We start from the raw sequence: 20514 nt of genomic DNA, 5'->3' as shown, positions 1-20514 counted from the left end.
ACCCGAAAAACGTTCAAAATTACAAAAGGCCTTCAGAATGTGACCATTCTGAAGGCCTTTTGTCGACAATCTGAAAGGAAGTGCCTTAGACACTTCCTTTTTAACTAACGACGATGTTCAACTAGGTCAATTGCACCTAATACAATATGGGCTAAGCCGAAACCAAAAATGGTGTTTGCTAACATTTTGTTAGAACTTTTTTGTTTCATGGCATATCCAGCAGCTGTTACTGCTGAACCTAGTACTGTTGGGATTAATCCTTCACGAATATTGTTCATAAAAGTCCCTCCATCGAAGTTAGTTGGTGATGACACCTATCCTATTATTTCTTAAAAGGAACTCAAATATTCTTTTCTGATACGAGAATTTCCAGAAACTCAAAGGAAGAGTGAAGAAAAAAGGTTTTTATACTGCAATAGCGAATATTAAATGAAAGCAAATACACAGTTGGAGGTGGTGAAGTGGAATCCCATTTATTTGAGCGAATTGACCAATTAAGAAATGCCAATCATATTCTTCCACTAACGAAAGGATTGTCAGACGATCAAAAATACATAATTGACCAGCAATTTCTTTTAAGAATATTTCCTACAGAACATCAAATTAAAAGAAAAAAAGAATTTGACACCATTCATAAACTATCCAATTTTTCCAATTATGTCCCAAAGACAATTGAATTTAATCATCTTGAAGACTTAAATAAATCCTATATGATTTTGACATTTCTACCGGGAAAAGACGCGGATGAAGGTTTAAAAGAGTTAACACCTATTGAACAGTATGATGCCGGGTTTTTAGCGGGAAAAGAGCTTGAAAAACTACATCGATTTTTTGCACCACCAAGTTATCCATCATGGTACACGGTAAAAAAGAAAAAAAGCGATCATTATTTACTTGGATTAAAAAATATTAATGTCGATAAAAGGATAAAACAATTACTAGAGTCTTATATAAAAGAAAATGAAAAGTTAATGATTGGTCGACCGAATACATTTCAACACGATGATTTTCATCCTTCGAATTTATTAATAAAGGATAAAACCTTTGCTGGCATTATTGACTTTGAAAGGATGGATTGGGGAGATCCGATTCACGATTTACAAAAGTTAGGTTTTTTCTCAAAACAAGTTAGTGTTGAATTTACAAGGGGAGTCATTGATGGCTATCTTGATGCTCAAACGATTGATTCCTCTTCTTTTTGGGAGCTGTATGCCTTATATAGTGCGATGCATATCGTTTCCTCACTCGTGTGGGGATTAAAAATTGTACCAGAAACCTTTGATTTACTGTTAAAAAATTCATTAGAAGTGTTAAAAGACCATGAAAATTTCAAAAATAACATCCCGAAATGGTATCTTCCTTCAAATAGATGAAACATACATAAATGTGTGAGGAAAAAGGAGTGGCAAAATGGGCAAAAAAATAAGGGAACTAGGTATTAAAATTGGCAGTTTACCTGTAGGAGAAAACAATTGTATCACCGATGTGGAAGGAGTTAAAGTTGGCCACGTGACATTAGATTATCCATTAAATCAAGAGGGGGGATATGCATGCACAGGAGTAACAGCAATTTTACCCCATGGAAATAATCTATTTCAGCAAAAAGTAACGGCTGCAAGTTACGTCCTAAATGGATTCGGTAAAACGACAGGTCTTGTCCAAGTTAATGAACTAGGGGTCATTGAATCACCAATTATGTTAACGAATACGTTCGCTGTTCCTGCTGTTGCTCAAGGAACACTCGAATATATGTTAGAAACAAATCGGGACATTGGTGTTACGACCGGTACGGTTAATATCGTAGTTGGAGAATGTAATGATAGTTATTTGAACTCCATTCGTTCTTTTCCTATTACACCTGATCATGCAAAGGAAGCAATTTTCAATGCTTCTACGAAAGTTGCTGAAGAAGGTGCAGTTGGTGCAGGGAAAGGGATGGTTTGCTTCGGGTATAAAGGTGGAATTGGCTCTTCTTCCCGTCTAGTCCAAGTGGAAGGATTGGCATCTCCCTATACCGTTGGATGTATCGTACTTAGTAATTTTGGTAACAGTTCAGAGCTATTAAAAGAGCGGTACATAAAATCTAGTACTACACAACATGATTCAACTATTTCACCAACAGATGGATCGATTATGATTGTGCTTGCAACTGATGCCCCCTTAAGTAGCCGGCAATTAAATCGGGTTATTAAACGATGTGGTATAGGATTAGGACGTACGGGAAGCCATTTCTCCCATGGAAGTGGAGATATTGTCATTGGATTTACCACGGCTCATCACATTTCCCATACTACCAATGAAATAGTTGAAGTTCGGACACAATTACGTGAGGATCATGCTGTTATGAATTTACTGTTTACAGCAGCTGCAGAAGCAACAGAGGAAGCGATTCTCAATTCTCTATCCCAGGCAGAAACGACGACGGGCCGTAATGGTCACATCGTACATGCTTATTCATTTGGAGAAAAATAAACAAGATAAGTTATTTAAGTATAGAGTTTACTTAAATAACTTTTTCTTTTTATATGGACAAAATTTTATGCTTATTCCCATTGATAGAAAACTTACATTTCCTATATTTCCAATGGAAGATATCTAATATTACATCCCAATGTAAAACGTCACGAAAATGTCAAAAATATTATTTTTTACCTAGTAAAATAATGTAAAGTATGATAGATTTGTTTTTAAATACTGAATAATCTAAATATTTAAATATCTGTGCTATTGATACATAGTGTGAGGTGATGGTTTATTCAAAACATATTTGCTCCAATTGTTGAAAATAAGAGGTTCATAGCAGACTTGAGTCCTACCATTGTGGAACAGCAGGAACCCATTATCCAAATCAAAGATGAACATCCAAGGTTATTTACAAAGTCTATATACTTCGAACAACAAATTCCGGGAAGTTTGGCATCCATTTATTTACGTAAAGGGGTATATGAAAAACTACAAAAGGTCCTTCAATTATTACCTAGAGAATATAGCTTGATTTTATATGATGGCTTTCGGCCGTTTCAGGTTCAACAAAATTTATTTAATCTGTTTTTAACTGAAATGAAAAGGAACAACCCGACATTTTCAGAAAAAGAAATATTGGATGAAACATTAAAATATGTCGCTTATCCAAGCTTTATGCCTGATCGAATTTCCCCCCACTTAACAGGTGGTGCGATTGATTTAACTATAGGGACTTTAAATGGTGAACCCCTTGATTTTGGAACGTCTTTTGATGAGTTAAGTGAAAAATCCGTAACTCGTTATTTTGAACATCACCCCGATGAGAATATAGATGCTTTAAATAATAGAAGAATGCTTTATAACTGTATGACCGCAGTAGGATTTGCAAACTATTCGGGGGAATGGTGGCATTATGACTATGGAAACATTCAATGGGCAAGAAGAATGGGTGAAAAAGAAGCGAGATATGGTGCCGTAGAAGTGACGATTGAAAATAACCAAGTAAAGGAGTTTCGATTTCAATGAAAGTATATATTAGTGCAGATATAGAGGGGATAACTGGAACGACAGCTTGGATTGAAACCGAATTAAATTCACCGGATATTCAACCCTTTTTAAAGCAAATGACAAAAGAAGTGGAGGCAGCAATTGGAGGGGCGATTGCTGGTGGGGCAACGGAAATATTACTGAAAGATGCCCATGATTCAGCGCGGAATTTAGATATTTCCAACTTACCAACGAATTGTAAAGTTATTCGAGGGTGGACTGGTGACCCAATGTGTATGGTAACGGGGCTAGATGAAAGTTTTGATCGGGCGATTTTTATTGGATATCACAGTAAAGGGGGAAGTCACCGAAATCCGTTAGCACACACCCTTGTCGTAAATGCAGATGTGAAAATAAATGGTGAATATGCCAGTGAGTTTTTAATTAATACGTATGCAGCTGCTATACATGGTGTACCCATTGCGTTTGTTAGTGGCGATGTTGGGCTAACAGAAGAGATTGAGACAGTAAATGAAAACATTGTGACGTTCGCAACAAAAGAAGGAGTTGGAAGTGCCACAATTAGTGTCAGTCCAAAAGTTACCCTATCGGAGACAAAGAGACTTGTAGAAGAAGCGATGAAAATAGATCGGGAGTTATTACAAGTAAAGCTGCCAGAAAAGTTTGTCGTTGAAATCATTTACCGTGACCATACCCGTGCATATCGTAATTCTTTTTATCCAGGAGCCACTTTTAAACCGCACAATACGGTGGAGTTCATAACAGAAGATTATTATGAAGTGTTACGGATTTTACACTTTTTGACGTAATTAAAAGTTCATTCGATTGCAAATAAAACAGATTCTAATCTCTTTTAAGGAAATGGTTGAAAGGTGATTTCATGAAAATAAAAGACATCGTGCTAGGGGTAGTTGAGGCACCTCTAATAACCCCATTTAAAACAGCTCTTCGAACGGTTGAAAGTATTCGGAATATTGCGATTTATGTCCATACAGATGACGGACAAATTGGAATAGGGGAAGCTGCACCTACTGCAGTAATAACTGGTGAAACAAATGCCTCCATTACTAATGCTATTAACGAATATATTGAGCCGGCCATTATTGGAATGGATGTAGAAGATATTTCACTAATCATGGAACGACTCGACAAAAGCATATACAAAAATACGAGTGCAAAAGCTGCGGTAGATATGGCTATCTATGATTTAGTTGCAAAACGTTATCAAGCTCCCCTTTATAAATTATTAGGAGGCTATCGAAAAGAACTATTCACAGATATCACAATTAGTGTCAATGAGACTGATGAAATGGTAAAGGATAGTTTAGCCGCAGTTCAACGAGGATTTCAAATATTGAAAATTAAGGTTGGGAAAGCTCCTGCTGGTGATATCGAACGAATCCAAGCAATACGGGATGCAGTGGGACCAACGATTACATTGCGTGTTGATGCCAATCAAGGTTGGACTCCAAAAGAAGCGGTTCGAATTATTCGTGCCCTAGAGGATGCAAATACGAATATCGAATTAGTGGAACAACCGGTTCATTACAGTGACTTAGAAGGAATGAAATATGTGACAGCCAACACATACACTAACATTTTAGCGGATGAGAGTGTTTTTTCCCCAAAGGATGCCATCACGATTATTGAAAAACGGGCAGCTGACTTCATCAATATTAAACTGATGAAAACAGGAGGGATATACCAAGCTCAGAAAATATGCAATATTGCCGAGGCAAACGGAATTCAATGTATGGTTGGTTGCATGCTGGAAACGAAAATTAGTGTCAGTGCAGCAGCTCACTTTGCTGCTTCACAGAAAAATATTACGATGGTCGATTTAGATGGACCGATTCTTTGTGTGAAAGATCCTATTGCAGGTGGTCCGATATTTAATGGGCAAACCATTTCAATGTTAGATGAGCCTGGAATCGGGTTTTCATTATAAAAAAAGAGAAGCAAGAAATGGGAGGGGTAAAATGAAAAAGGTTTGGTTATTATTGTTAGCTACAATTGTTGCTACTTTTTTAGCGGCTTGTAGCGAAAAAGGTGACGAATCTTCTGGTAAAGTTTCGGAATACCGTACTGTTTATTCAGGAGAAATTAAAACATTGAACTATTTAAAAACAGCTGAAGCAAATGAGTTTGCTATGTCTGCCAATATCATTGATGGACTAATTGAGTACAATCAATATGGAATCGTGCAACCTAGTTTAGCGGAGAGCTGGTCATCCAATGAGGACAATACGGTTTGGACATTTAAACTTCGTGAAGACGTTAAATGGGTTACGAGCGATGGGAAAGAGTATGCAGATGTTGTAGCTCAAGACTTTGTAGACGGCTTAAATTACGTCCTTGATGCAAAAAATGAATCGTCTACTGCTTGGATTGCGACAGTTGTGAAAAATGGGGATGCTTTCTACAATGGCGAGATTACTGATTTTTCACAAGTCGGTGTGAAGGCTGTTGATGAGTATACTTTAGAGTATACGTTAGAAAACCCTACGCCATATTTCCTTTCAATGTTGAACTACGTTTGTTTCTTCCCTGTTAATGGCGAATTTTTAGCTGAAAAAGGGGAAAGTTTCGGTACGACGAAAGAAAACGTCCTTTATAACGGGGCATATGTTTTAGATAAATTTGAACCTCAAAATGAGCGCGTCCTAGTAAAAAATGATACGTATTGGGATAAAGAAAATGTGTTCATCGATCGCATTCGCTACAAATATAACAAAGAAGCAGGAACTGTAGCACCTGAATTATTCTTACGTGGTGAGGTTGATTCTGCGTCCATTCCAACTTCTGTTATTGACGAGTGGTTTAATGATGAAGAGAAAAAAGCCCAAGTTCGTCAAAGTCAAAATAACTTCTATACTTACTTCTATGCATTAAACTTTGATCCACAATTTGATGCTCAATATGAACCAGAAAACTGGAAAGTCGCAGTGAATAATAAAAATTTCCGTAAATCGTTATATCATGCCCTTGACCGAGTTTCAGCCATGTTAACGACAGAGCCTTACAACCCTGAAGATATGTTGAATAATACGATTACACCGAAAAACTTTGTCGATGTTGAAGGTGTCGATTATACACAATTAGAACCATTAAAAAATGTTACAAATACAGATTCATTTAATAAAGATTTAGCATTGGAGTTTAAAGAAAAGGCGATGACAGAATTGCAAGGAAAAGCAACGTTCCCTGTAAAAGTGTTAATGCCTTACAATTCCGGAAGTCCTGACTGGGCAAATCGTTCGCAAGTAGTGGAACAACAATTGGAAACTTTATTAGGTGCTGATTATATCGATATTATTGTGGAAGCAGGTCCTTCTACTGGTTTCTTACAAGAAGTGCGTCGCCCAGGTAAGTATGCACTACTAGAAGCAAACTGGGGTCCAGACTATGCTGACCCTGCTTCGTATACAGATCCATTTACTGAAGGTGGAACGTATAACAAACCTGAACTTGCTGAAGGTTACACAGAATCAAATGGGAAATCAAAATATCAAAATATGGTTGATGCAGCAAAGGCTGAAATGGATTTAGCAAAACGTTATGAACTATTTGCTCAAGCGGAAGCCTTCCTAATCGAAGAAGCCTTTGTCATTCCCTATGCAGTAGGGGGTACAGGTTATATTGCTTCCAAATTAAATCCATTTGAAGCCCAATATTCACCATTTGGTGTAACGTTAGAGAAATTCAAAGGTCAAAAAGTATTAGAAAAACCGATGAGTAATGAGGAGTATAAAGAGGCTTTAGCTAAGTGGGAACAGGAACGTGCAGAAGCATTAGCGGAAGCTGGAGAACAGTAGAGAAAAAGAAAGAAAATTTATTGGAGAATGAACCTTTAGGAGATGTCCGTGACCTATTTTGACATCTCCTTTCATTCTTCTGTTCATCGTTAGGAGGGGTAAGTATGTTGTGGTATTTAGGAAAACGACTGTTGCAATCTGTAGTTACACTTTTTATCATCGTTACGATTGTTTTCTCGTTACTGCGCTTAATGCCTGAAGAAGGATATTTAGGAGCTGCAGCAGAGAAGATGACGCCGGAGCAACAGGAAGTTTATTTAACAAATTTAGGACTCCGAGACCCACTGATTGTTCAACTTGGCCATTTTTATGGAGATCTACTTCAAGGTGATTTAGGAACATCGGTTACATATCGTACGGATGTACCAGTTAAAACGATTATCGCTGAAAAAATAATGTATTCCATCCTGTTTGGCTTAGGAGCGGTTGCCCTTTCTCTACTAGTCGGCGTTCCCCTTGGCATATTAATGGCTCAAATGAAAGGTCGGTGGCTCGATCGTTTAGGAACTGGCTACATCGTATTTGTCGTGGCTGTACCTGCAGCAGTTTACTATATTTTCATTCAAATGTATGTAACAGATCTTTTCAATTTACCAATGTTATTTGATGAGTATAATCCGGTCAGTTGGTTATTACCGCTAACTTCAATGGCATTAGCCCCAACCGCTTCTTACGCGATGTGGATGCGTCGTTATATGGTAGATGAACTAAATAAAGATTATATAAAACTAGCACGGGCAAAAGGGGTAAAGGAGCGGACGTTAATGTTTAAACATGTTATGCGAAACGCCTTTATTCCGATGGCACAATATTTACCAGCCACGATTTTATTTACGATCACAGGTTCCATTTATATAGAATCTTTATATTCTATTCCTGGTATGGGTGGGTTGCTTGTAGATGCAATTCAACGTCAGGACAATTCCGTTGTACAAGGATTAGTTTTAATCTTCTCATCTTTAGGGATTATCGGATTGTTCTTAGGTGATTTAGCAATGGCACTTGTAGATCCTCGTATTAAGTTAGGCAAAGGGGAGAGTGTTCGATAATGGGGCTATATTCAGAAGAAATTACAAATATATCAGAAAAATCCAATGAAAAGCTATTTGAATTCGCAGTAGTAGATGAGAAAAAGGCGGAAGAAACCGGTTATTCGAATTATTCTTATTGGCGTTCAACGTGGAAATCCTTTTTGAAAAATCGATTAGCTGTTTTTTTGTTAATTCTCGTTTGTACAATTGTCGCCTTTGTGATTATCCAACCTTATTTACCTTATCAAAAGTCGCCAACGGAAATTTATATTGATGAACAAACAAGTTCCCAAGCACGAAATATTGCGCCAAATAGTGAGTTTTGGTTCGGAACAAATTCGATTGGTCAAGACTTATGGTCCCGTATTTGGGCAGGAACAAGAACGTCCCTTTTCATCGGCTTTGTTGTGGCATTAGTAGAAGTAATAGTAGGGATTACGATTGGAGCGCTTTGGGGCTTTTCTCGAAAACTGGAAACGCCTATTACCCAAGCATACAACATTGTCGAAAATATCCCGACAACTATCGTTCTAATCTTAATGTCATATATTTTAAGACCGAGCATTTCCACAATTATTATTGCTATGTGTATAACCGGTTGGGTAGAGATGGCCCGTTTCATCCGAAACCAAATTGTTATTTTACGTGATCGTGAATATAATTTAGCTTCAAAATGTTTGGGCACACCAAGTTATCGAATCATTCTTAAAAATTTATTACCCTATTTAATTTCAGTCATTATGCTTCGGATGAGTTTGGCTATTCCTTTTGCTATCGGGGCAGAAGTATTTTTAACGTATATCGGATTAGGTTTACCAATTAGCGAACCTTCTTTAGGGAATTTAATCAATGAAGGAAGAGTATTAATGATGTCTCCAGATCTACGTTACCAATTGATTTTCCCAAGTATTGTATTAAGTATAATAACGATTTCATTTTATATTATCGGGAATGCCTTTGCAGATGCAGCAGATCCGAAAAACCACGTGTAAAGGAGGGATACCGATGGAAGAAATTCAATCAAAGTCCCGGATATTATCCATTCAAAATTTAATTATTCAATTTAAACTACGTGGCCAAGTGTTAACAGCGATTCGTGATATTTCTCTAGATTTATATAAAGGTGAAAGTTTAGCAATTGTAGGTGAATCGGGTTCTGGAAAGTCAGTTCTCGTTAAATCAATCATCGGCTTATTAGAGAAAAACGGCTCGGTTGCCCAAGGGCGTATTTTATACAAAGAGGATGATTTAACAAAATTCGAAACCGAAAAGGATTGGTTAAAAATTCGTGGGAAAGAAATCGCTATGGTAACACAAGACCCGATGACTTCATTAAATCCATTAAAAACGATAGGAAAGCAAATCGAAGAGTGTGTTGTCCTCCATCAAAAATTAAAGGGAAAAGAGGCCTATCAACGAACTTTACAATTGCTAAAGGACGTAGGCATTCATGATGTAGAAAAACGTTATAAACAATATCCCCATGAGTTTTCGGGAGGTATGCGTCAGCGAATTGTTATTGCTATCGCCATAGCTTGTAACCCGAAAATATTAATTTGTGATGAGCCGACTACAGCACTAGATGTAACAATACAAGCACAAATTTTGCAACTGTTGAAAAACTTGCAACAAAAATACGGACTAACGACGATTTATATTACGCATGATTTAGGAGTCGTGGCAAAAGTGGCCGATCGGATTGCTGTAATGTATGCAGGAGATATTATCGAGGTAGGTCAAACCCACGAAGTATTTTTCAATGGCAAACATCCTTATACATGGGCACTCCTTTCTTCCTTACCCCAGTTAGGTGCAAAGGGAGAGGAGCTATATTCCATTAAAGGAACTCCTCCAAATCTATTTAAAGAAATCAAGGGTGATGCCTTTGCACCACGTAATCCTTATGCTTTAAAGATTGATTTCGAAGAACGTCCACCTTTCTTTAAAGTAAGTGAAACCCACTTTGCGAAAACATGGTTACTTCATCCAAATGCACCAAAAGTGGAACTTCCACAAAACTTACAAGCATTCTTTGAAGAGGGGAGACGATTTGCCCATGAGTACTAAAGAAGTCTTACTGGAAGTAAAAAATTTAGAAGTTGCTTTTGGAAAGGGAAAAAGTAAATTCCAAGCAATTGATCAAGTTAGTTTCCAAATTTATAAAGGAGAAACCTTTGGGCTTGTAGGGGAATCGGGCTCTGGGAAAACAACAATCGGTCGCTCCATTATGCGAATTAATGAAGTAACAGGTGGCGAAATTTTATTCCATGGAAAACCGATTAATGGGAAAATTTCGAAGGACTGGGACCGGGAAATTACGCAAAAAATCCAAATGATTTTTCAAGATCCTATGGCATCCCTCAATGAACGGGCAAAAGTGGACTACATTATTTCAGAAGGGTTAATGAATACAAAGCATTATAAAAATGAAGAAGAGAAGCAAAAAAAGGTCCATGATGCATTACTGGAAGTAGGTTTATTGCCTGAGTTTGCGAGTCGGTTTCCTCACGAGTTCTCAGGTGGTCAACGGCAACGAATCGGAATTGCCCGCGCTTTGATCATGGAACCGGAGTTTATTATCGCCGATGAGCCGATATCTGCTTTAGACGTATCGATTCGTGCGCAAGTATTAAACTTGTTATCTAACTTACAAAAACAAAAAGGGTTAACTTATTTATTTATTGCCCATGATTTATCGATTGTACGATTTATTACTGATCGTACAGCGGTCATTTATAAAGGGAAAATTGTCGAGTTGGCGGAAACTGAAAAACTATTTGCTAACCCAATTCACCCCTATACCCGTGCTTTAATATCAGCTGTGCCAGAGCCAAATCCGTATAAAGAGAGGGAAAAGGTGATGGAGGTGTATGACCCAACCCAACATCACTATGATTCAAATCCACCATCCTTTGTGGAAATCGAAGAGGGGCATTTTGTATTAGCAAATGAAGAGGAACTAGAGCGTTACCGTACAACTTTGAAAATAGGGGTGTAATGGATGAAGATTCCTAAAGGATTAAAAAAAGGAGATACGATTGGACTGATTAGTGCTTCCAGTGCGACGCCTCCTGAACTATTGCCAAAGGCGATTGAAGCTGTTGAAAAACTAGGATTCAATGTAGTAGTGGGGAATTCTTGTTGGGAAAGACATGGCTACTTAGCCGGAGTAGATGGACTGCGTGCAAAAGAAGTAAACGAAATGTTTAAGGATCCGACTATTGACGGCATTTTTTGTATAAGAGGCGGCTATGGAGCGATGAAAATTTTGTCTCAATTAGATTATGAAATGATTAAAGAGAATCCAAAAGTATTTGTTGGTTATAGTGATGTGACAGCTTTACATATTGCTTTCAACCAACAATGTGAACTTGTCACTTATCATACACCAATGCCTTCTACTGAATTTGTGAAGCCAGAAATGGATGACTATACGTGGAATTCTTTTTTAAATAATGTGACCCAGACAGAGCGTTCTTCGTATTTTTTAGAAAATCCATCTTCTCAAATGATGACAACACTAGTGCCTGGTGAAGCGACCGGTCAGCTAATCGGTGGTAACTTAACTTTAGTAACGGCATCCCTCGGAACTCCATATGAAATTGATACAAAGGGGAAAATACTATTCCTTGAAGATATTGATGAATACGAAAGAAGTATCGATCGAATGTTAACCCAGTTGAAGTTGGCAGGAAAGTTAGATGATGCAGCAGGAATTATTTTAGGGGCGTGGACAAATTGCGGTCCACAAAACCCGAATCATCCAGAACAAAGTCTACGTTTACAAACGATTTTTGAGGAAATTCTTGTGCCTATTAATATTCCAATATTGATGGATGTCGCTTGTGGTCACTGTTTACCAACAATGTCTTTACCATTAGGAAGAACTCTTCGGTTAGATAGCGAGAATAAAGTGATGGAAGTAGTTGGATGAAGGGACATGAACATGCGAACGAAGCAATCCATCGACTAATCGAAGAAGAACCTTTTAACGTAAAACTCATTGTGAAGGATTTAGATCAAGATGAAGTTATATTTGAAAGAGGAATCCGGGATGTTTTTTCAAGTGCCAGTCTAATTAAAGTTCCCATATTAATAGCAGTTCTTGACTACTTGGAACAGAAAGATCTGTCGTTACATCAAGAACTACCTATCTCGAAAGAAAATTGTGTGGATTTTAGTGTATTGACGGAGCAAGGTATAACAGCTAGCAGTTTATATGAACTGCTTACATGGATGATTATAACGAGCGACAATACAGCGACAAATGTACTGATTGATTTCGTTGGAATGGACAATTTAAATCGTTATTTTAAAAAGATTGGTTTAACGGAAACGTCAGTAAATCGAAAAATGATGGATTTTATTCGATTAGAAAAAGGTATGGATAATGTTACGACGGCAAAAGACATGGCGACTCTATTTACCCATATTTACCGAAGAACGCTTCTATCCGAAACATATAGTGAACTGGCTATCACCATATTAAGCCGACAAAGGGTTCAAGATTCTCTTAAACGATATTTAGTCGAGGAAGTAAAAATGGCTCATAAAACGGGTAGCTTGGATACAGTGGAACATGATGTTGGCATCGTCTTTCATCCTTCAAAAGATTATGTGATTGGTGTGTTTATTGCGAACCATACGAATAATGAAAGGGCCAAGCAGCTTATTGGACGAATATCCAAAACAGTATATCTTCATTTAACTGAAAAGAAGGAGGGAGTAATATGAAGGCGATAGTAAAGACGATGATCGCTCGTTTACATGCTGAGCCAAATGAGTCCTCAGAGTTGATAGATGAAGTATTATACGGAATGACGGTAGAAATTCTTGAGGAAAAACATCAAGGTTGGGTATTTATCCAAACGGAATATCGTTATGAAGGGTTTTGCAAAAAGGAAGATTTATTACTTGTAGAGGAAACAAGTGAATGGCTAACTGAAGCGAAGCATGTCATTTGTCAAAACTTTGCTGACATTTTAACGGAACCTCGAATTCAAAGTGGGATATTGACAACTGTTGTTAGAGGGTCGGTTATGCGGGTAGTAACAAGTGATGATCACACTGAGTGGGAAAAAGTCGAATTAGTGACTGGAGAAGTTGGTTATACCCGGAAACATTGGCTACAACCAAAAGTTGAACAAAACTATTTATCTGAACAACAGTTCCGAGATCAAGTTGTTCAATCGGCTTTAAGTTATTTAACGACGCCTTATCGATGGGGAGGTAAATCTCCATTAGGGATTGATTGCTCAGGACTTTGTTCCATGGCATATATGTTGAATGGCGTTTCTATTTATCGAGATGCAAAAATAGTCGAAGGTTTTCCAATTAAGGAAATCTCGATGGATAACATTCAAAAAGGAGATTTATTGTACTTCCCAGGGCATATTGCAATGTATATGGGGGATGATTTATATGTTCATTCTTCCCTCGGTGGAAATGAAGTTTCAATAAACAGTTTAAATGAAGCCCATCCCCATTATCGAAAAGATTTAGCGACAACGATAACAGCGGTAGGCAGTATTTTTGCCTGAAAACGAAATCGTGGGAAAGCATAACGGTCTTAAAGAGACGGTTATGCTTTTTTATTTAATAAAATTTGATTTAAGTAGATGCTGTATTGTATAAATAAACGAATGTTTTATAATGCAGAATATTAATAATTGCATGACGATATGCATAGAATCGCTTTATTTTAGTGTTATTATCATTTGAACCTATTCAATTCAGTACCTACAGTTATTATTAGATTTTTAGAAAAATTTAACGTCGTATAAAATATAATTTTCATAAAATTAGTTATTGCATATTTATACATATGGGTGTAAAGTATATAAATATTAAATATAGTAATCTCATTTAAATAAAATAGTTCAATAGCAAGAAAAGAGGAATACAACATGAGTAATTGGTTGGATTTATATGATTCAATGGGGGATTATCTTGCTCCGAGTATGGCAAAGGACCATCCAAATATTCCGATTGTCAAAGAAGAAGGTTGTTATTACTACGGAGTGGATGGAAAGCAATATTTAGACTTTACATCAGGGATTGCTGTAACAAATACAGGACATCGTCATCCGAAAATTGTTCAGAGCATTAAAGACGCAGCGGACAATTTAGTCCATGGACCTTCGGGTGTCATTATGTATGAATCCATTTTAAGACTTTCAGAAGAACTTGGTAAGGTGTTGCCAGGGGATTTAGATTGCTTCTTCTTCGCGAATAGCGGGACGGAAGCGATAGAAGGAGCATTAAAGCTTGCGAAATTTGTGACGGAACGCCCCTATGTCGTGTCCTTTACAGGCTGTTTCCATGGCCGTTCGATGGGTGCATTAAGTGTAACAACATCGAAGTCGAAATATCGTAAGTTTTTACAACCATCTCATCTTTCCTACCAAATTCCATACGCAGATGTGAAAGGATGTTCAGATGGAGTAAATCCTGAAAATTATTGTGTGGAACAGTTGGAAAAGGACTTTCACCGATTATTTAAACATCAAGTTACACCTGAAGAAGTAGCTTGTGTCATTATGGAACCGATTCTAGGTGAAGGGGGATATATTATTCCGCCTAAAGCATGGGTGAAAAAGGTTCGGGAAATTTGCGATGAGCATGGAATATTACTCATTTTCGATGAAGTGCAAACTGGTTTTGGACGGACAGGTGAATGGTTTGCAGCCCAATATTTTGACGTCAAACCAGATATTATGGCAATTGCAAAAGGAATTGCATCGGGACTGCCTTTAAGTGCTACTGTCGCTTCGAAGGAATTAATGAAAAAATGGCCATTAGGAATGCATGGAACGACCTTTGGCGGAAACCCAATTGCATGTTCAGTTGCACTGACTACGTTAGAAATTTTACATGAAGAAAGATTAGTAGAAAATTCAAAAGTAGTTGGCGACTATGCAAAAGAACAACTTCTTCAACTTAAAGAAAAATATTCGGTGATTAGTGATGTTCGTTCTGCTGGCTTAATGATTGGTATAGAAATTTCAAATCCTCATACAGGGGAACTTGATGGACAAGCGGTCATGAAAATTCTTGATTATGCATTAGAAGAAGGGGTTCTGTTCTATCTATGCGGAAATGTTGGTGAAGTGATTCGGATGATTCCGCCTCTTACTGTAACGAAAGAACAAATTGATACAGGTCTATCTATGCTGGAAAAAGCTATTCAACGATATATGAAAGAACAATAATTTAACTACAAAAGGAGAAAACAACAATGAAAAATAAAATATTTTTATTCATGCTTGTATTAGTAATGGGTATTTTAGCTGCATGTGGTACGGCAGCTGATGAAGGAGCGTCATCAGGCTCAAAAACAGATGAAAAAGCGGAACAATCAAAAGTATTACGAGTAGGTACATCAGCTGACTATGCGCCATTCGAATATGTTGATACAGCAAAAAGTGATGAAATTATCGGTTTTGATATTGATTTAGCGAACTTAATCGCAGACCGTTTAGGATATAAATTACAATTTACGAATACGGATTTCAACAGTTTAATCCCTGGTCTTCAAGCAGATAAATTTGATTTTGTCATCGCAGGTATGACGCCAACAGAAGATCGCGATGAAGTAGTAGACTTCTCTGTTGCTTACTATGAAACAGAACAATATTTAGTGACGCCAAAAGATAGCGATATTTCGTCTTTAAAAGACTTAAAAGGAAAAGTGGTTGGTGCACAAGTTTCTTCCATTCAAGAAGATTTAGCTAAAATCTTTGCCGAAGAGAATGGTTTTACAGTTGAAAGTCGTAATTTAATCCCTGAAATTATTCAAGAGTTGAAAAATGGTCGTTTCCAAGGTGCAGTGATTGAAAATATCGTTGCTGAAAATTATTTAGCTCAAAACGACGATTTAACTTCTTTCCCGATAGAAGTAGAAGATCCGGATTTTAAAGCCGTTGTTTTCCAAGAAGGTAGCGACTTAAAAGCTGAATTTGACGAAGTGATCCAAGCGTTAATCGATGAAGGGAAAATTGATGAGCTAAAGAAAAAATGGTTCGTAGTAGAAGAGTAATTGGCTTATAGTTAAATTTTAATGAATTGAAAATCTGATATTAAAATCTGCGAGACTCCTATCGGAATCGTGTGCCACCAGAAAACCTTTGTTGCTAAATTGCCTTTTTAATAATTTTGGAGGGTAGTTAGAGGGAGGTGGCAGCGATATGCCGATGGAAAGTGAGCAGATTTTTCGTTTCCATCGTGTTTAACCAAATTGAAATTGATGAAAGGGGGATATATGATGTTTGATTTTTCGAAAGTCATACCCTCTATTCCTTATATATTAGAAGGAATAGGTATTACTTTACAAATTGTTATTTTTGCAACGATTATCGGTTTAGTTCTTGGGATTTTACTTGCCCTTTGTAAAATTGGCAGTATTAAGCCGTTAAAATGGTTTGCTGAATTTTATACATCTATTTTCCGTGGTACACCTCTTGTACTACAATTAATGCTTATCTATTATGCAATGCCACAAATTCTTGGATTTAACATTGAACCAATGCCTGCAGCGATTATTGCCTTTGGTTTAAACTCAGGTGCTTATATTTCTGAGATTATACGTGCAGGGATTAATGCTGTAGATAAAGGACAACAAGAGGCGGCAAAGGCACTTGGTGTTCCTTATAGTAAAATGATGAAAGATATTATTTTGCCACAAGCAATGAAAAACATTTTACCTTCATTAATGAATGAATTTATTACGTTAAATAAAGAGTCCGCCATCGTAACGGTCATTGGTGCATTAGATATTATGCGTCGTGCCTACGTTGTTGGAGGAGACACATTCCGTTATTTAGAACCGTTATTAATCGCTGGTATCATCTATTACATTATGACACTAGTATTAACATTCCTTGGAAAAATGATAGAAAAGAGGATGAGACGTAGTGATTAAAATCGAAAACTTAAAGAAATCATTTGGTAAAAATGAAGTATTAAAAGGAATTTCAACTGAAATAAAAGAAAAAGAAGTGATTGCTGTCATCGGTCCTTCTGGATCAGGGAAATCGACGTTTTTACGATGTATTAACCGTTTAGAAGAGCCGACAAGTGGAAAAATTACAGTTGGTGGGACATTAATTACGGATAAAAACGTATTAAAAGTCCGAGAAAATTTAGGAATGGTCTTTCAAAATTTCAATTTATTCCCTCATAAAACGGTACTTGAAAACTTAATTTATGCACCGATGAATGTGAAGGGAGTCTCAAAAAATAAAGCGATTGAAAAAGCAGAGGATCTTCTTCGTCAAGTAGGATTATTTGAAAAACGTAATGAATACCCAAATCGCCTTTCTGGCGGGCAAAAACAACGTGTTGCTATTGCCCGTGCCCTTGCAATGAATCCAACAGTTATGCTTTTTGATGAACCGACTTCTGCATTGGATCCTGAAATGGTAAAAGAAGTGTTAAACGTAATGAAATCACTAGCGGAATCGGGGATGACGATGATTATTGTAACCCACGAAATGGGATTCGCCCGTGAAGTGGCAGATCGTGTTTTATTCCTTGAGGGTGGTTATCTTGTTGAAGATGCTGCACCAGAAGTGTTTTTCAATTCACCTAAGTCTGATCGGGCTAGAGCCTTTTTAGATAAAGTACTTTAATTGAATTATCGTTCAATAAACAAACCGTCAGTTCATCATGGATAAACTGACGGTTTTTGTTTGTATGATAACTAAAAGCAGGGGATAAAATATCAAATATTAAGATGAATTTTAAAGCATTTTTTGCACACCCTAACATTATTCGGTTATGTTTTGAACTAGTCTTGAATTAAGCTCTATTATGTATGGAGGACTTCGTATGAGTGGGCAATATCAAAAAAATGCAATTGCAATAGACTTCTCTGAACTGTCATTAAAAGCCTTTGAACGGGCTATTAATGTAGCGAATAATTATGGAGCAACTTTATTATTAGTGCATGTCGTTGACACGAAATCCTTTGGTTCTATAGCAGCATACGATTTAGACTTTGCTGAAAAATTGATGAAGGAAAGTAATACAAAATTGGAAGAGCTCAAAAGTAAAGCGGAGCAAGCTGGTGTAAGCAAGGTAGAGGTAGTGGTTAAAGAAGGCTCTTCAAAAAAAATTTTAATTGAGCTACCAGATGTTGATTTAATCGTTTGTGGGGCGATGGGAACGAATCAAATTGAGAAAATGTTTATCGGATCTGTCGCAGAACGTATTGCTCGATTAGCTCCGTGTGAAGTACTAATTGTTCGGTAACATTTGCATGAACACCTCTTTTTTAGGTAGAAGGAATTTCTACTTAGAAGGAGGTTTTTTTTGATTTAACGACAAAAAAATTGATAAAAAAATATTCTCTCTGTTTACGTCTACTAAATTATTTATATGGAAATTTAATGAACATATTATTATTTTGATATATCATTAAAAAATTTCTGATTTAGGTACTGAATGCGTTTTTATTATGTTGTAGAAAAAGAGGTGTACCAATTTTGTGATGAGAAAATGAATAAACTTTCTCTTATTCGATAACAAAATTCTAGTTTTTGTATAGAAATTCTACAGTGATACGAAATGTATAGGTATCTTAAATTGCTTATTATATAGGGTTTTATTGAAAAATAATGAAATAAATATGGATTGAAACATTATTATAAAAAAAATGAAGAATTGGATGATATTAACCGCTTTCTAAAGAAGGAATTTGCGCTTAAATTATTATTTTCTGCTTTTTGCAGAAAAAAACTGTTTTATTCAAATAATTTTTTTGCAAAAACTATTGATTTTCATATTTTGTAAATGTTATCTTGATAAAGTAGTTGTCACAACTTGTTCAAAGATAGAGAGAAAGGGGTTCAAAGAGAATTATGAAGAAAAATCGATGGTTAATTGCTCTTTCTGCGATTGCGATACATCTTTCGATAGGTGGAGCATACGCCTACAGCGTTTATAAAATTCCTATTACAACGGAAATGGGTTGGAGCGCAACAAATGTAACCGTTGCCTTTACAATTATGATGGGGTTAGCTGGATTTGCAGCTGCACTATTTGGTAAATTAGTAGAGAAAATGGGTCCTAGAAAATCAGCTATGATTGCTGCCCTTTTATTTGGTGCAGGACAAGCAGGTTCTGGTTTAGCAATCGAATTAGATTCGGTTGTTCTTTATTGGTTAACTTATGGATTATTAAGTGGTTTAGGTATGGGGATTGGTTATATTGCGCCTGTATCAACATTAGTAAAGTGGTTCCCAGATCGTCGAGGTTTAGCGACAGGGATGGCCGTATTAGGATTTGGTTCTGGGGCGTTAATTACTGCACCGGTTGCAGCAAATTTAATGGAAGGTGTAGGGATTTCTAATACATACTTCATCTTAGGAATTAGCTATTTTGTATTAATGATATTAGGAGCTTTATATATTGCCCCTCCTGTAAAAGGTTATATGCCAGAGGGGATGAAAAAAGCGACCGAAGCAGGTACAAAAGTAGTAAAACAAGATTTAGCACAAATGACAGCAAAAGAAGCTGTAAAAACAAGACAGTTTTGGATGCTTTGGGCAATGCATTTGGTTAACGTAACAGCTGGAATCATGATGATTTCTGTTGCCTCTCCAATGGCTCAAGAAATTGTAGGTTTATCGGTTGCAGGTGCTGCGGCAATGGTTGGTGTCATGGGATTATTCAATGGTGGTGGTCGACTAATTTGGGCAGCAATTTCAGATTATATTGGTCGCCCTAATATATTTGTAATCTTCTTTACGATTCAAGTAATTACTTTTGCTGTTTTACCGTTTACAACAAATGTACTTTTATTCCAAGCGTTTATCTTCCTAGTAGTCAGTTGTTATGGTGGAGGATTCTCCAATTTACCAGCGTATGCTAGTGATTTATTTGGAACGAAACAACTTGGTGTGATCCACGGCTATTTATTAACTACTTGGTCACTAGGTGGAATTTTTGGACCAATTATCGTCAATTCCGTAAAGAGTATGTATGGAAGTTATATTCCTGTATTCTATCTGTTTACAGCATTAATTGCGATTTCTTTATTAATTTCTCTATTACTTCGTGCAGATGTAAACAAGAAGAAGAAATTAATGGAACAAAAGAAAAAAGAAACAGTTGGAGATCTCTCAACTACAACATTATAATTGTTTGAAAATAATCTACCGAATAATCGTCATATCGCCTTATGATGATATTCGGTA

The 20514-nt window shown here is 36.8% G+C and carries 20 protein-coding genes; 19 read left to right on the top strand and 1 reads right to left on the bottom strand.

The window, feature by feature from the left end; translation table 11 throughout:
- Positions 1 to 104: 104 nt before the first annotated feature.
- Positions 105 to 278 (bottom strand): asparagine synthase, encoded by a 174-nt coding sequence (locus H9636_RS09380; RefSeq protein WP_122971573.1) that lies wholly within the window; start codon positions 276 to 278, stop codon positions 105 to 107.
- A 183-nt stretch (positions 279 to 461) separates the two neighbouring features.
- On the opposite strand from H9636_RS09380, the gene H9636_RS09375 reads away from it, so the two are divergent.
- The 19 genes from H9636_RS09375 to H9636_RS09285 all read left to right on the top strand — a co-directional run bounded on the left by H9636_RS09375 (position 462) and on the right by H9636_RS09285 (position 20457).
- Positions 462 to 1373: an aminoglycoside phosphotransferase family protein gene (locus tag H9636_RS09375; protein ID WP_191707361.1), complete on the top strand. Its 912-nt coding sequence runs from the start codon at positions 462 to 464 to the stop codon at positions 1371 to 1373.
- A gap of 37 nt (positions 1374 to 1410) precedes the next feature.
- Positions 1411 to 2472, top strand: a complete 1062-nt coding sequence (locus H9636_RS09370) for a DmpA family aminopeptidase (RefSeq protein WP_191707360.1) — start codon at positions 1411 to 1413, stop codon at positions 2470 to 2472.
- Positions 2473 to 2805: 333 nt separating this feature from the next.
- Positions 2806 to 3489, top strand: a complete 684-nt coding sequence (locus H9636_RS09365; protein WP_225230156.1) for a M15 family metallopeptidase — start codon at positions 2806 to 2808, stop codon at positions 3487 to 3489.
- Positions 3486 to 4280: a M55 family metallopeptidase gene (locus tag H9636_RS09360; protein WP_191707359.1), complete on the top strand. Its 795-nt coding sequence runs from the start codon at positions 3486 to 3488 to the stop codon at positions 4278 to 4280. The genes H9636_RS09365 and H9636_RS09360 overlap by 4 nt, the downstream gene beginning before the upstream one ends.
- A 71-nt stretch (positions 4281 to 4351) precedes the next feature.
- On the top strand, positions 4352 to 5419 hold the full coding sequence (locus H9636_RS09355) for a dipeptide epimerase (RefSeq protein ID WP_191707358.1): 1068 nt from the start codon (positions 4352 to 4354) through the stop codon (positions 5417 to 5419).
- A gap of 31 nt (positions 5420 to 5450) precedes the next feature.
- On the top strand, positions 5451 to 7286 hold the full coding sequence (locus H9636_RS09350; RefSeq protein WP_191707357.1) for a peptide ABC transporter substrate-binding protein: 1836 nt from the start codon (positions 5451 to 5453) through the stop codon (positions 7284 to 7286).
- Between the two features lie 104 nt (positions 7287 to 7390).
- On the top strand, positions 7391 to 8335 hold the full coding sequence (locus H9636_RS09345) for an ABC transporter permease (RefSeq protein ID WP_191707356.1): 945 nt from the start codon (positions 7391 to 7393) through the stop codon (positions 8333 to 8335).
- Positions 8335 to 9309, top strand: coding sequence for an ABC transporter permease (locus H9636_RS09340; RefSeq protein ID WP_191707355.1), 975 nt, complete (start codon positions 8335 to 8337; stop codon positions 9307 to 9309). The genes H9636_RS09345 and H9636_RS09340 overlap by 1 nt, the downstream gene beginning before the upstream one ends.
- A gap of 13 nt (positions 9310 to 9322) precedes the next feature.
- Positions 9323 to 10384 carry an ABC transporter ATP-binding protein gene (locus H9636_RS09335; RefSeq protein ID WP_225230155.1) on the top strand — a complete coding sequence of 354 codons (1062 nt, stop codon included), beginning with the start codon at positions 9323 to 9325 and terminating at the stop codon, positions 10382 to 10384.
- A complete protein-coding gene (locus tag H9636_RS09330) occupies positions 10374 to 11315 on the top strand; it encodes an ATP-binding cassette domain-containing protein (protein ID WP_191707354.1) in 942 nt (313 codons plus the stop codon). Before H9636_RS09335 ends, H9636_RS09330 begins: the two co-directional genes overlap by 11 nt.
- A 3-nt stretch (positions 11316 to 11318) precedes the next feature.
- Complete coding sequence (locus tag H9636_RS09325; protein WP_191707353.1) at positions 11319 to 12251, top strand: S66 peptidase family protein; 933 nt, start codon at positions 11319 to 11321, stop codon at positions 12249 to 12251.
- Entirely contained in the window at positions 12248 to 13051 is an 804-nt protein-coding gene (locus H9636_RS09320) for a serine hydrolase (RefSeq protein WP_191707352.1), read from the top strand. Before H9636_RS09325 ends, H9636_RS09320 begins: the two co-directional genes overlap by 4 nt.
- On the top strand, positions 13048 to 13857 hold the full coding sequence (locus H9636_RS09315) for a C40 family peptidase (protein WP_191707351.1): 810 nt from the start codon (positions 13048 to 13050) through the stop codon (positions 13855 to 13857). The genes H9636_RS09320 and H9636_RS09315 overlap by 4 nt, the downstream gene beginning before the upstream one ends.
- A gap of 366 nt (positions 13858 to 14223) precedes the next feature.
- A complete protein-coding gene (locus H9636_RS09310; RefSeq protein WP_191707350.1) occupies positions 14224 to 15528 on the top strand; it encodes an aspartate aminotransferase family protein in 1305 nt (434 codons plus the stop codon).
- Between the two features lie 26 nt (positions 15529 to 15554).
- Positions 15555 to 16355, top strand: coding sequence for a transporter substrate-binding domain-containing protein (locus tag H9636_RS09305; protein WP_191707349.1), 801 nt, complete (start codon positions 15555 to 15557; stop codon positions 16353 to 16355).
- 222 nt (positions 16356 to 16577) lie between these two features.
- On the top strand, positions 16578 to 17237 hold the full coding sequence (locus tag H9636_RS09300) for an amino acid ABC transporter permease (protein ID WP_191707348.1): 660 nt from the start codon (positions 16578 to 16580) through the stop codon (positions 17235 to 17237).
- Entirely contained in the window at positions 17230 to 17946 is a 717-nt protein-coding gene (locus tag H9636_RS09295; RefSeq protein ID WP_191707347.1) for an amino acid ABC transporter ATP-binding protein, read from the top strand. The genes H9636_RS09300 and H9636_RS09295 overlap by 8 nt, the downstream gene beginning before the upstream one ends.
- Positions 17947 to 18145: 199 nt before the next feature.
- Complete coding sequence (locus H9636_RS09290; protein ID WP_191707346.1) at positions 18146 to 18568, top strand: universal stress protein; 423 nt, start codon at positions 18146 to 18148, stop codon at positions 18566 to 18568.
- A gap of 608 nt (positions 18569 to 19176) precedes the next feature.
- The gene (locus tag H9636_RS09285) at positions 19177 to 20457 is read left to right on the top strand and encodes an L-lactate MFS transporter (protein ID WP_191707345.1); all 1281 of its coding nucleotides are present in this window, start codon (positions 19177 to 19179) and stop codon (positions 20455 to 20457) included.
- Positions 20458 to 20514 lie beyond the last annotated feature (57 nt).

It is taken from the genome of Ureibacillus galli, assembly GCF_014836845.1.
GTDB classification, from domain to species: Bacteria; Bacillota; Bacilli; order Bacillales_A; family Planococcaceae; genus Ureibacillus; species Ureibacillus galli.
Note: the sequence above shows the minus strand (reverse complement) of the source record. Positions and strands in the feature narration are given on the sequence as shown.

Coding starts and splice junctions, on each gene's coding strand:
- H9636_RS09350 (WP_191707357.1), top strand. CDS start 5,451: ATGAAAAAGGTTTGGTTATTATTGTTAGCTACAATTGTTGCTACTTTT.
- H9636_RS09360 (WP_191707359.1), top strand. CDS start 3,486: ATGAAAGTATATATTAGTGCAGATATAGAGGGGATAACTGGAACGACA.
- H9636_RS09355 (WP_191707358.1), top strand. CDS start 4,352: ATGAAAATAAAAGACATCGTGCTAGGGGTAGTTGAGGCACCTCTAATA.
- H9636_RS09380 (WP_122971573.1), bottom strand. CDS start 278: ATGAACAATATTCGTGAAGGATTAATCCCAACAGTACTAGGTTCAGCA.
- H9636_RS09335 (WP_225230155.1), top strand. CDS start 9,323: ATGGAAGAAATTCAATCAAAGTCCCGGATATTATCCATTCAAAATTTA.
- H9636_RS09320 (WP_191707352.1), top strand. CDS start 12,248: ATGAAGGGACATGAACATGCGAACGAAGCAATCCATCGACTAATCGAA.
- H9636_RS09330 (WP_191707354.1), top strand. CDS start 10,374: ATGAGTACTAAAGAAGTCTTACTGGAAGTAAAAAATTTAGAAGTTGCT.
- H9636_RS09340 (WP_191707355.1), top strand. CDS start 8,335: ATGGGGCTATATTCAGAAGAAATTACAAATATATCAGAAAAATCCAAT.
- H9636_RS09310 (WP_191707350.1), top strand. CDS start 14,224: ATGAGTAATTGGTTGGATTTATATGATTCAATGGGGGATTATCTTGCT.
- H9636_RS09325 (WP_191707353.1), top strand. CDS start 11,319: ATGAAGATTCCTAAAGGATTAAAAAAAGGAGATACGATTGGACTGATT.
- H9636_RS09315 (WP_191707351.1), top strand. CDS start 13,048: ATGAAGGCGATAGTAAAGACGATGATCGCTCGTTTACATGCTGAGCCA.
- H9636_RS09305 (WP_191707349.1), top strand. CDS start 15,555: ATGAAAAATAAAATATTTTTATTCATGCTTGTATTAGTAATGGGTATT.
- H9636_RS09300 (WP_191707348.1), top strand. CDS start 16,578: ATGATGTTTGATTTTTCGAAAGTCATACCCTCTATTCCTTATATATTA.
- H9636_RS09345 (WP_191707356.1), top strand. CDS start 7,391: ATGTTGTGGTATTTAGGAAAACGACTGTTGCAATCTGTAGTTACACTT.
- H9636_RS09370 (WP_191707360.1), top strand. CDS start 1,411: ATGGGCAAAAAAATAAGGGAACTAGGTATTAAAATTGGCAGTTTACCT.
- H9636_RS09285 (WP_191707345.1), top strand. CDS start 19,177: ATGAAGAAAAATCGATGGTTAATTGCTCTTTCTGCGATTGCGATACAT.
- H9636_RS09290 (WP_191707346.1), top strand. CDS start 18,146: ATGAGTGGGCAATATCAAAAAAATGCAATTGCAATAGACTTCTCTGAA.